The 12,817-nt window shown below is 42.6% G+C and carries 10 protein-coding genes; all 10 read left to right on the forward strand.

The features are described from left to right. Nucleotides 1–130: 130 nt before the first annotated feature. On the forward strand, nucleotides 131–655 hold the full coding sequence (gene pyrR, locus RR45_RS04000) for a bifunctional pyr operon transcriptional regulator/uracil phosphoribosyltransferase PyrR (protein ID WP_031365388.1): 525 nt from the start codon (nucleotides 131–133) through the stop codon (nucleotides 653–655). Next, nucleotides 656–1,936, forward strand: coding sequence for a uracil-xanthine permease family protein (locus RR45_RS04005; protein WP_031365389.1), 1,281 nt, complete (start codon nucleotides 656–658; stop codon nucleotides 1,934–1,936). Nucleotides 1,937–2,202: 266 nt separating this feature from the next. Next, nucleotides 2,203–3,126: an aspartate carbamoyltransferase catalytic subunit gene (locus RR45_RS04010; RefSeq protein WP_425268460.1), complete on the forward strand. Its 924-nt coding sequence runs from the start codon at nucleotides 2,203–2,205 to the stop codon at nucleotides 3,124–3,126. 25 nt (nucleotides 3,127–3,151) lie between these two features. After that, a complete protein-coding gene (locus RR45_RS04015; RefSeq protein WP_031365391.1) occupies nucleotides 3,152–4,240 on the forward strand; it encodes a carbamoyl phosphate synthase small subunit in 1,089 nt (362 codons plus the stop codon). Continuing rightward, nucleotides 4,240–7,428 (forward strand): carbamoyl-phosphate synthase large subunit, encoded by a 3,189-nt coding sequence (gene carB / locus RR45_RS04020; RefSeq protein WP_031365392.1) that lies wholly within the window; start codon nucleotides 4,240–4,242, stop codon nucleotides 7,426–7,428. Before RR45_RS04015 ends, carB begins: the two co-directional genes overlap by 1 nt. A gap of 206 nt (nucleotides 7,429–7,634) precedes the next feature. Further along, the gene (locus tag RR45_RS04025) at nucleotides 7,635–9,431 is read left to right on the forward strand and encodes a heavy metal translocating P-type ATPase (protein WP_031365393.1); all 1,797 of its coding nucleotides are present in this window, start codon (nucleotides 7,635–7,637) and stop codon (nucleotides 9,429–9,431) included. A gap of 398 nt (nucleotides 9,432–9,829) precedes the next feature. Continuing rightward, entirely contained in the window at nucleotides 9,830–10,615 is a 786-nt protein-coding gene (locus RR45_RS04030) for a dihydroorotate dehydrogenase electron transfer subunit (protein WP_031365394.1), read from the forward strand. Then, the gene (locus RR45_RS04035; RefSeq protein ID WP_031365395.1) at nucleotides 10,615–11,556 is read left to right on the forward strand and encodes a dihydroorotate dehydrogenase; all 942 of its coding nucleotides are present in this window, start codon (nucleotides 10,615–10,617) and stop codon (nucleotides 11,554–11,556) included. Before RR45_RS04030 ends, RR45_RS04035 begins: the two co-directional genes overlap by 1 nt. Then, nucleotides 11,549–12,253, forward strand: coding sequence for an orotidine-5'-phosphate decarboxylase (gene pyrF / locus RR45_RS04040; RefSeq protein WP_031365396.1), 705 nt, complete (start codon nucleotides 11,549–11,551; stop codon nucleotides 12,251–12,253). Before RR45_RS04035 ends, pyrF begins: the two co-directional genes overlap by 8 nt. A gap of 103 nt (nucleotides 12,254–12,356) precedes the next feature. Then, on the forward strand, nucleotides 12,357–12,764 hold the full coding sequence (gene gpsB / locus RR45_RS04045; RefSeq protein ID WP_031365397.1) for a cell division regulator GpsB: 408 nt from the start codon (nucleotides 12,357–12,359) through the stop codon (nucleotides 12,762–12,764). Nucleotides 12,765–12,817: the final 53 nt, after the last annotated feature.

Consider the following 12,817-nt stretch of genomic DNA (forward strand, 5'->3'; position numbering starts at 1 on the left):
CCTTTGAGTGTGATGGTCTATCAAATAAACCTTTAAATCGTCCAGAGAGGCGGCAAGGCAAAATGACTGTTTTTTATCATTTCCCTGCCCAAACTGGCAGGGATTTTTTGTTGAAATTATAGGAGAGAATATGTCAAAAACAAAAGAAATCATTGATGATGTGACAATGAAACGTGCGATTACGCGAATCACTTATGAAATTATTGAGCGTAACAAAGAGCTAGATAAATTAGTCATTGTTGGGATTAAAACCCGCGGTGTGTATATCGCAAAGCGTATTCAAGAGCGCTTGAAACAGCTAGAAAATATTGACATCCCACTTGGTGAACTAGATACAAGACCATTCCGTGATGATGAAAAAACAGAAGAAAACACGACAGAAATTCCGGTTTCGATTACTGATCGTGAAATCATCCTAGTTGATGATGTTTTGTATACCGGTCGAACAATTCGTGCCGCGATTGATGGGCTTGTTGCCCTTGGTCGACCATCAAAAGTTAGTTTAGCCGTTCTTGTTGACCGTGGTCACCGTGAGTTACCTATTCGTGCAGATTATGTCGGGAAAAACATTCCAACTGCTCGTGATGAAGCAATTATTGTTCATGTTTCTGAAATTGATGATGCCGACAGTATTTTGATTAAGAAAGAGGACTAAATGACTGCCAATAAAAATGACGTGATTTATGATGTACACGATAAACCGCCAGTTGGTATGTGGATAGGTCTATCTTTCCAACATCTCTTTGCCATGTTTGGCGCAACTGTATTAGTACCAATTTTAGTTGGTATTGACCCAGCTATTGCCCTATTTTCAAGTGGTCTCGGCACACTTGCACATTTAAGTGTAACCAAGTACAAGATTCCAGCCTACATGGGGTCAAGTTTCGCCTATATTCTTGCCATGCAAAGTTTGATGAAATCTGACGGGATTGCAGCTGTTGCGCAAGGGGCAGTAGTTGGTGGCTTTGTCTATTTCCTTGTTGCTCTGATTGTCAAATTCGCTGGTAAAAGCTGGATTGATAAAGTCTTGCCACCGATTGTCGTTGGTCCAATTGTCATGGTCATTGGTCTGAGTCTTGCAGGAACAGCCGTGAATGACGCCATGAATAAAAATGGTCAATATAACCTGACATTTCTGATGATCTCACTCGTAACCTTGTTTTCTGTCCTAGCCTTTAACATGTTTGGTAAAGGTCTGACAAGTCTGATTCCGATTTTACTCGGTATTATTGTTGGCTACATCTTTACCCTCATCGTTCAGCAGTTCACCGGTACAACAATTATTTCATTTGACGAAATTGCTAAGAGTGCTTGGCTACACGTCCCTAATTTCGATATCATGTTTGTTGATTATCACTTCAAACTCTACCCGTCGGCAATTTTGACAATGGCACCTATCGCATTTGTCACCATGACCGAACATTTTGGTCATGTCATGGTTCTGAACTCTCTAACCGGAAACGACTACTTTAAGGATCCGGGATTGGAACGGACTTTAACAGGTGATGGTGTCGCACAAATCATTGCCGGATTCTTTGGCGCACCGCCAGTGACATCTTATGGTGAAAATATTGGCGTGATGGCGATTACAAAAATTCATTCCATTTATGTCATTGCTGGCGCTGCCTGCTTTGCTGTTATCCTCAGCTTTATTGGAAAAATTTCAGCGCTTATTCATTCTATTCCAACTCCCGTTATCGGAGGTGTCTCAATCGCACTTTTTGGCGTGATTGCGTCAAGTGGCTTGAAAATTTTAGTCGATAGTAAAGTAGATTTTGATGATAAACGTAATCTCTTGATTGCCAGTGTTATCCTAGTTTCAGGTATTGGTGGTTTGACCTTGAATGTCGTAGGTATCTCTATTTCAGGCGTTGCTTTCTCGACGATTCTCGGTATTCTCATGCACTTAATTTTACCTAAAACTATTGAAAAGTGACTGATAATTTGCTACAATAATAAAAACAAATAAAAAATCCTTTAACAACAGTCCCGTGAGGCTGTGAAGGTTGTCCACGAAAACGTCCGTCATTTTTAAAGTGCGGACGAGGCTATGGCTACCTTTAAGGTAGCCATTTTTTTGTATGAGGTACGTGATGATTTCGTTAGGCTTCCATTCACATACCTTATGCCAAAAATCTTTGAGGGGTGTGTTGTTTAACTGCCTTATGCAAACAATGTTATGAAAGGAACTTGCCTGTGACAATATCACCCGACGGTATCGTATCGATTAAACATTTAACAAGTATGGCGTTACTTAGTAATGATGAGGTCTTGGGCTTAATCAAACGCGCACAAGATTTCAAATATCAGCGGATTAAACCTGTATTCAAACGTCCGTTTTTCGTAGCCAATCTTTTCTTTGAGAACTCGACACGTACCCACAAATCTTTTGAAGTAGCTGAAAAAAAATTAGGGCTAGATGTCATCGAATTTGATGCGTCAACCAGTTCAGTTAAAAAAGGTGAGACTTTGTATGATACGGTTTTAACGATGAGTGCGATTGGTGTTGATGTCTGTGTCATTCGACATACAGATGAACATTATTATCAAGAGTTGGTCGATAGTCGGACCATTCAGGCTGCTGTTGTCAATGGTGGCGACGGTTCAGGGCAACATCCAAGTCAATCCTTGCTTGATTTAATGACAATCTATGAAGAGTTTGGCACATTTGAAGGTCTGAAAATTATGATTGCTGGGGATATTACACACAGTCGGGTCGCGAAATCAAATATGCAAATGCTGAAACGTCTCGGCGCTGAACTTTATTTCACAGGACCTGAGGGGTGGTATTCAGATGAGTTTGACGTTTATGGTCAATATATCGCCTTGGATGACCTCATAGACAGTGTCGATGTGCTGATGCTCCTTAGAGTGCAGCATGAGAGACATGAATCTGGCGAAACATTTTCAAAAGAGGCCTATCATGCGCAATATGGCTTGACACATGCGAGATATGAGCGGATGAAAGACACGGGAATTATCATGCACCCAGCACCGGTCAATCGTGGCGTTGAAATCGCAAGTGACCTAGTCGAGGCACCAAAATCAAGAATTGTGGCACAAATGACAAATGGGATGTTCATGCGTATGGCGATTTTGGAATCGATTTTGAATGGCAAGGCTTAGAACCATGACAAAGAAAGAGGAAAGAATGAAACGACTTTTAATTTTAGAAGATGGCACGATTTTTGAGGGGACGGCCTTTGGTGCGGATATAGAAGTAACGGGAGAGGTTGTTTTTAGTACAGGAATGACAGGTTATCAAGAGTCTATTACTGACCAATCTTATAACGGTCAAATTCTGACTTTTACTTATCCTTTGGTTGGGAATTATGGGATTAACCGTGATGATTATGAGTCAATTGTTCCGACTTGTAAAGGTGTTGTTGTGCGTGAGAATGCGCGTTTAGCGAGTAATTGGCGTAATCAAATGTCTTTAGATGAATTTTTGCAGCGTAAAAACATTCCTGGAATTTCTGGCATTGATACGCGTGCTTTGACGCGGATTATTCGCCACCATGGTACGATGAAAGCAACGCTTGTGAATCCTGGTGATGAAATTAAACACATTCAGGACCAACTCCGTGCAACGGTTTTACCGACAAATCAAGTTGAACAAGTGTCAACAAGCACTGCTTACCCAAGTCCAGGAACGGGTCGTAATATTGTTGTGGTCGATTTTGGACTCAAACATTCAATTCTACGCGAGTTATCAAAACGTGAGTGTAATTTGACGATTGTGCCACATACAATTACGGCTGAAGAAATTATTGATATGAACCCTGATGGGGTCATGCTGACCAATGGTCCTGGTGATCCGATGGATGTGCCAGAGGCTTTGGCGATGATTCGTGGGATTCAAGACAAGTTCCCAATTTTCGGTATTTGTCTGGGTCATCAACTCTTCGCCATGGCAAATGGTGCGACAACTAGTAAGATGAAATTCGGACACCGTGGGTTTAACCATGCCGTGCGTGAGATTGCGACAGGACGTGTTGACTTTACCTCACAAAATCATGGGTATGCCGTTGATGCAGACTCAATTGAGCGAACTGATTTGATGGTGACGCATATCGAGATTAATGATCAATCAGTTGAAGGTGTCCGTCATAAATACTTGCCAGCTTTTTCAGTTCAATTTCATCCAGATGCTGCACCAGGTCCACACGATGCAGATTATCTTTTTGACGAATTTATGGAAATGATTGATGCAACTAATCTTGAGAAAGGTGACTTCTAATGCCAAAACGTAACGATATCAAAAAAATCATGGTCATCGGCTCTGGGCCGATCATCATTGGTCAAGCAGCTGAGTTTGATTATGCTGGCACACAAGCCTGTTTAGCACTAAAAGAAGAAGGTTACAGCGTTGTCTTGGTCAATTCCAATCCTGCGACGATTATGACAGACAAGGAAATTGCCGACAAGGTTTATATTGAGCCAATCACGGTTGAATTTGTCACGCGCATTCTCCGCAAAGAGCGTCCCGATGCCTTGCTGCCAACACTGGGTGGGCAAACGGGTCTCAACATGGCGATGGAATTATCTAAAACAGGTATTCTGGACGAATTAAATATCGAACTCCTTGGCACCAAGCTTTCTGCCATTGACCAAGCGGAAGACCGTGATTTGTTCAAGCAACTCATGGAAGAATTGGATCAACCCATTCCAGAATCTGAAATTGTCAACACGGTTGAGGAGGCAGTAGCTTTCGCCAATACAATCGGCTATCCCATCATTGTCCGTCCAGCCTTTACCCTTGGTGGTACCGGCGGCGGTATGTGTGACAATGAAGAAGAGTTACGTGAAACAGCTGAGAATGGCTTGAAACTATCGCCAGTGACCCAGTGTTTGATTGAAAAATCAATCGCTGGTTTCAAGGAAATTGAGTACGAAGTGATGCGTGATGCTGCGGATAATGCCATTGTTGTCTGTAACATGGAAAACTTTGACCCAGTTGGCATCCACACAGGCGACTCCATCGTTTTTGCACCGAGTCAAACCTTGAGTGATATTGAATATCAAATGTTGCGCGATGCGTCTTTGAAAATCATTCGTGCGCTTAAAATCGAGGGTGGTTGTAACGTTCAGCTGGCGCTTGACCCAGATAGTTTTAATTACTACGTGATTGAAGTGAATCCACGTGTCTCACGTTCATCGGCGCTTGCCTCTAAGGCAACAGGTTATCCGATTGCCAAATTAGCAGCGAAAATCGCTGTTGGTTTGACCTTGGACGAGATGATTAACCCAGTCACGGGTACAACCTATGCTATGTTTGAACCAGCGCTTGACTATGTTGTGTCAAAAATTCCACGTTTTCCCTTTGATAAATTTGAGTCTGGTGAACGCCGTCTGGGCACGCAGATGAAAGCAACAGGCGAAGTCATGGCGATTGGCAGAAATATCGAGGAATCTTTCCTTAAAGCCGTTCGCTCCCTTGAAGTCGGTGTCTACCACAATGAAATGCCAGAATTGGCAGAAGTCACGGACGATGCTCTGGTTGAAAAAATTGTCAAGGCTCAGGATGACCGTCTCTTCTACCTGTCAGAGGCGATTCGCCGTGGCTATACGATTGAAGAATTGCACAGTCTTACAAAAATTGACCTCTTTTTCTTGGATAAATTGCTGCACATCGTTGAAATCGAGCAAGCCTTGGCTGTCAATGTGTTCAGTCCAGAAGTCTTGAAAGACGCAAAACGTCATGGCTTTTCAGACCGTAAAATTGCTGATTTATGGCGGACAGATGCGGATGAAATCCGGAAACGTCGCCTAGATAACAATATTGTCCCAGTTTTCAAAATGGTGGATACCTGTGCGGCTGAGTTTGAGTCAACAACGCCTTATTTTTATAGCTCATATGAGTTTGAAAACGAGTCAATCCGTTCTGAAAAAGAATCTGTCCTTGTTCTTGGATCAGGTCCTATTCGGATTGGACAAGGTGTCGAGTTTGATTATGCCACGGTGCATTCAGTCAAAGCCATTCAAGCTGCTGGCTATGAAGCGATTATCATGAACTCAAATCCAGAGACTGTGTCTACTGACTTTTCAGTGTCTGACAAACTTTACTTCGAGCCTCTGACATTTGAAGATGTCATGAATGTCATCGATCTTGAACAACCCAAGGGCGTTATCGTCCAGTTTGGCGGGCAAACAGCGATTAACTTGGCGGAGCCTTTGTCGAAAGCTGGCGTGAAAATCTTGGGCACGCAGGTTGAGGCACTTGACCGAGCGGAAGATCGCAAACTTTTCGAGGCAGCCTTGCAAGAGCTTGACATTCCACAACCTATCGGTGCGACGGCAACAAATGAAGAAGAGGCGGTTGCCAATGCCAACGCTATCGGCTATCCCGTCCTTGTCCGTCCGTCCTACGTTTTGGGCGGTCGTGCCATGGAAATCGTGGATAATGAGTCAGACTTGCGTAATTACATGCAGACAGCTGTTAAGGCGAGTCCTGACCACCCTGTTCTGGTCGATTCTTACTTGCTTGGGCGTGAGTGTGAAGTCGATGCGATTTGTGATGGCGAAAACGTCCTCATTCCTGGTATCATGGAACACATTGAGCGTGCGGGGGTTCACTCGGGTGATTCGATGGCTGTCTATCCGCCACAAAATCTGTCAGCTGACCTGCAAGCAACGATTGCCGACTATACCAAACGCTTGGCGCTTGGCCTCAACTGTATCGGCATGATGAACGTTCAGTTTGTTATCTTTGACAACACAGTTTACGTGATTGAAGTCAATCCACGTGCCTCTCGGACAGTACCATTCTTGTCTAAAGTGACGGGTATTCCCATGGCACAAGTTGCGACACAGTTGATTTTAGGAAAGACCTTAACTGAGTTAGGCTATGAAGATGGGCTCTATCCCGAAGATGATAAAGTTCATGTCAAAGCGCCAGTCTTTAGCTTTACAAAACTACAAAAAGTAGATGCCTACCTCTCACCAGAGATGAAATCAACAGGTGAAGTCATGGGCTCAGATACGACACTTGAAAAAGCGCTCTATAAAGCTTTTGAAGCATCATATCTCCACCTGCCAACTTTTGGGAACATCCTATTTACAGTAGCTGATGATGCCAAAGAAGAGGCGTTTGCACTAGCAAAACGTTTCCACGACATTGGTTACGGCATCTATGCGACTTCTGGTACAGCTAAGTACTTTTTGTCACATGGTGTCTATGCTGAAGTGATTGCTAAAATTGGTGAGCACACAGAAAGTCAAGCCAATATCGTAGAGAGTATCCGTGCTGGACGTATTCAGGCGGTGGTTAATACGATGGGGAAAGACAGGAACGACCATAACACAGATGGCATGACCATTCGTCGTGAGTCTATCGAACATGGTGTCCCTCTGTTCACTTCACTTGATACGATTGCTGCTATGTTGAAAGTTTTAGAAAGTCGCTCGTTTGTGACACAAGCGATTTAAGTTATTTACTAATAAAAAAATGAGAAATATACTAGCTGATGTTAGTATATTTTTTAATGTCAAAGTGTTTTGACTTATTTTATAAAAAAGTCAAAACGTTTTGACTTTTTTATTGATAGTCAAAAAAACAAGTGTGAGAGTACCAATTTTAGGGGATTTGTGCTATACTAGTCTAAGAGATTTTTAGAAATGAGAAATTATAAATTATGAAAAACTGGCAAAAACTATCCCTCACATTTATCATTGCAATTATTGCAATTATATTAGAGTTTGGATTTAAACAACCAATAATGACACGTTTACTCGTAACAGTGGCTGGGGCAATTTTAGCCATATCGATGTTTATCGAGATGATTAAAACTTTGCGTAGCGGACGATATGGTGTTGACTTACTCGCCATCATTGCGATTGTTTCAACCTTATTCATCGGGCAATACTGGGCAAGTTTGATTATCATTGTAATGTTGGTGGGTGGTGAATCATTGGAAGATTACGCTGCGCATCGTGCCAGTCGAGAATTGCACAAATTACTTGAAAACTCACCAACCTTCGCACATAAAAAAGTTGGTGATAACTATGTTGATACACCGATTGATGAGATTGAAGTTGATGATGTTTTGCTTGTTAAAGCCAGTGAAGTGGTCCCAATTGATGGTGTTGTCCTAGAAGGCGATAGCTGGTTTGACGAGTCATCTCTAACGGGTGAGTCTGAGCCTGTGACAAAAGCAATTGGCGATGATGTTTTATCAGGTAGTATTAATGGTGAAACGGCTGTCTTAATCCGTACCAGCAAAAAAGCAGCTGACAGTCAGTATCAAAAAATTGTCCAGTTAGTCAGAGAAAGTGAGGCAACACCTGCCCAGTTTGTCAGATTAGCAGACCGTTATGCGGTGCCTTTTACCATTGTGTCTCTTGTCATTGCGGGCGCTGCTTGGTTCATTTCTGGCGATATGACACGTTTTGCTGAAGTCTTGGTTGTCGCAAGTCCTTGCCCGCTTATTTTGGCAGCGCCGATTGCCTTTGTTGGTGGGATGAGTCGTAGCTCACGTAACGGCCTCCTCGTTAAAAACGGAACAACAATTGAAAAATTGTCACTTGCTAAAACAGTTGGCTTTGACAAAACGGGCACCTTAACGACTGGTGTGTTGCATGTTAAATCTATCATGCCTGAAACAAGCGATTATTCAGAAAATGATTTACTTCAAATTGCAGCCTCTCTGGAAATTGGTAGTAACCATATTTTAGCGAAATCATTAGTCAAACGTGCAGCAGAAAATGGCTTAGCACTTTTAGAGGTCGCAGATTTTCGAGAGTCGACTGGGCTTGGTTTAAGTGGTATGATCCAAAATAAAAATTATCACATTGGTCGCGCTAATTTTGCCCATGCTGATGGCGAAAAAGTGACTGGGACTGCTGTCTTCATCAGTGAAGATGAAACGTTTATTGGTAAAATTTTATTTGAAGATAAAATTCGACCAGAATCTCAGCATGTCATTGAAAGATTGAAAGCACAAGATGTGCAGCACATCTTGATGCTGACAGGTGATAACGAAAAAACAGCTGAGCTCGTAGCAGGAGAGTTAGGCATAACAGAAGTGTACGCAGGCTTAATGCCAAGTGAAAAAATTGGTATCTTAAAAGAATTGCCAGAAACACACCGTCCTATGGTTATGGTCGGAGATGGTGTTAATGATGCGCCAGCCCTAGCCTTATCAGATGTCGGCATTGCCCTTGGTGCCAGCGGCTCAACGGTAGCCAGTGAAAGTGCTGATGTGGTCGTTTTGCGAAATGACCTGAATCTTGTACCAGAGAGCATTAAAATTTCTCGTGAGACAATGAAAGTCGCTAAAGAGGCGGTTTTGATCGGTATCTTTATCTGTATCGCACTGATGCTAGTTGCCTCAACAGGTGTTCTGCCAGCTATTATCGGTGCCCTACTCCAAGAAGTCATTGATACTGTCTCTATCCTCTATGCCTTGAAAGCCCTGAAAGATAGAAAATAAGTGCTTGAAACCTATTGGTTTTTAGCCGTAAATTTGTTATAATAGACGAAAGTCCTTTAAGTCATGCCGAGAGCATGACAAGGTTGCAGCGTAGATGAGAGCAAACCGCAGGATTTTTCCTGCGGTTTTTTGTGTGAGGTGTGCGATGAGCATCGTTAGTCTTCAACTCACAACCCCAAGGTTGCATCGTTTTGACTGCCTCGTCCTCACACAATCTCACGCAAAAAAAGTTGTGAGGTGTGCGATGAGCATCGTTAGTCTTTAACTCACAACCCCAAGGTTGCATCGTTTTGACTGCCTCGTCCTCACATAATCTCACGCAAAAAAAGTTGTGAGGCATGCGATGAGCATCGTTAGTCTTCACAGAGCAAAAATAGTTTTTGAAAAGAAAGGTTGCGATGATTTTACAAGAAGAGATGACAGTTTTGTCAAATGTTAAAATTGCGCCACGAGTTTTTCGTATGGTGCTACAAGGTGAGATGGTCCTAGATATGAACTTGCCTGACCAGTTTCTCCATATTCGCGTGCCGAGCCCTGATAAGGTTTTGCGTCGCCCGATTTCAATTTCTGAGTATGACCGAAAAGCTAAAACCTGTGTTATTATTTACCGTGTTGAAGGTCCTGGACTTGCCGACGTTTCTCAAATGATATCTGGTCAGAAACTTGATGTCATGGGACCACTTGGCAATGGTTTCAACCTCAATATGCCCTTTCCTAAGCAAAAGGCTCTCATCATTGGCGGCGGTATTGGCACCCCACCATTAGTGCAACTCGCGCGTGACTTGGTGGCAATGGGCGTAGCAGTGTCAGTCTTGTTAGGCTTCGCCCAAAAATCAGCAGTCATTTTAGAATCAGAATTTGCTGCTGTGGCATCTGAACTCAAAATCGTGACAGATGATGGCTCATACGGTCGAGATGGCAATGTCGGCGTTTTAATGGATGAAATTGATGTGATGGCTTTTGACGCTGTCTATGCTTGTGGTGCGGCAGGTATGTTAAGAGCAGTTGCTAGTCGAACAGTCAATCATCCGAATGCCTTTATTTCAATGGAGGCTAGGATGGCTTGCGGCATGGGCGCTTGTTATGCCTGCGTCGTCCATGTGGGAGGAGATGAAACAGGTCAGCAAGCCTTGAAAGTCTGTGACCAAGGACCAATCTTTAGAGCAAGTGAGGTAGTTATCTGATGACAAATACTAGATTAGCGATAAAACTACCGGGACTTGATTTGAAAAATCCGATTATCCCAGCCTCAGGCTGTTTTGGATTTGGGCAAGAATATGCTAAATATTATGACATCAACCGTTTAGGTTCTATTATGATTAAAGCGACAACTGCGGAGATGCGTTTTGGTAACCCGACCCCACGTGTTGCTGAAACACCGTCAGGTATGCTGAATGCCATTGGCCTGCAAAATCCTGGTGTGGATGCTGTTATTGCTGAAAAATTGCCTTGGCTTGCTGAGCATTGTCCAGACTTGCCCATCATCGCCAATGTTGCGGGTTTTTCTAATGCAGAATACGCCTTAGTCACAGAGAAGATTTCTAAGGTTAAAAACGTCTCAGCTATTGAGCTCAATATCTCTTGCCCTAATGTGGACCATGGTAATAATGGTCTACTTATTGGTCAAGTACCTGAACTGGCCTATGATGCTGTCAAGGCTGCTGTTTCAGTGTCTAGTGTGCCTGTCTATGTTAAATTAACACCGAGTGTCGCAGATATTACAACCATTGCCAAAGCGGTCGAAGATGCTGGGGCAACTGGGTTTACGATGATTAATACCTTGGTTGGGATGCGGTTTAGTCTGCAGACGAGACAGCCGATTATTGCTAATGGTACTGGTGGTATGTCTGGGCCAGCTATTTTTCCAGTGGCGCTGAAGCTAATTCGTCAAGTTGCGCAGGTGTCAAATTTACCCATTATTGGGATGGGGGGCGTTGATTCTGCTGAGGATGTTTTAGAGATGATAATTGCTGGTGCGTCGGCTATTGGTATTGGGACGGCAAACTTTACAGATCCTTTTATCTGTCCTAAAATCATTGAGACATTGCCAGAGGTGATGGATAAGTATGGTATCACAGATTTAGAAACTTTTATTAGAGAATGTCAGGAGGCGATTCGTGGGTAAATTTATAGAAAACAGACCAGTTATTGCATTAGATTTTTCAGGTATGACTGAGGTTAAAACATTTTTAGAGCAGTTTGACAAAGAGGAGCAATTGTATGTCAAGGTTGGTATGGAATTGTTTTATGCCGCAGGGCCTGATGTTGTCAAATATATCAAGTCTTTAGGACACGACGTCTTTTTGGATTTGAAATTGCATGATATTCCAAACACGGTCAAGTCAGCGATGAAAGTCATTCGTCATCTTGGCGTTGATTTGACTAATGTACATGCCGCGGGTGGCGTGGAGATGATGTCTGAAGCTTTGGATGGCTTGGCTGGGTCTACAAAACTCATTGCTGTCACACAGCTGACCTCAACGAGCGAACAGCAAATGCGAGACTTTCAAAATATCCAGACTAGCTTGACTGAGTCGGTCGTTCGTTATGCACAAAAAACGCAAGAGGCAGGACTTGCAGGTGTTGTCTGTTCGGCTCAAGAAGTTGAGCTAATAAAAGCAGCGACTTCATCAGACTTTATCTGTCTAACACCTGGTATTCGACCCGCAGGTGCAGCAGTTGGCGACCAAAAACGTGTGATGACACCAAGTCGTGCCCGACAAATCGGTAGTGATTTTATCGTTGTTGGTCGTCCGATTACGCAAGTGAAAAATCCTGTAACAGCCTATCATTTAATCAAAAATGAATGGGCGGATAAGTAGAGCTGAGATAAGTTTTAAGACTGCTCGAAGTATCCCTTGTAAATGATGATTTTTTTTGGTAAGATTGAATGTATAACGAAAAGAAATAGTGAGACTCTGAATAATGGCAACTTATAATTTTACTCCTAAAGATATTTATGATGCAGATTTTGATGTGAAAATGCGTGGTTATGATAAAGACCAAGTCAATGATTTGTTAGATGATGTCATTGTTGATTACGAAAAATTTCAAGAAGAAATTCTATCTTTGCAAGAAGAAAATGAATTTTTGAAGAAGAAAATTCGTAATATTGAGTCAAAACCACAGGTTGCAGTTTCTGAGAACACACAGCGCTTTAACCCGATCACATCATCAGTAGATGCAAGTGAATCAACAGCGGGCAACCCACGTGTGACGATGAAATCAGCCAATAATTTTGATATTCTCAAACGTTTAAATCGTTTGGAACGTGCTGTTTTCGGTCCTCAAGCCCAAACAACAACGACATCAAATGGTATTTCTGGAGAATAAATAACATCAATTGATGTTGCTTATTAGAATACTTTAAAGACTTTTTAACAACC

The organism is Pseudolactococcus chungangensis CAU 28 = DSM 22330 (genome assembly GCF_002441885.1).
GTDB lineage: Bacteria > Bacillota > Bacilli > Lactobacillales > Streptococcaceae > Pseudolactococcus > Pseudolactococcus chungangensis.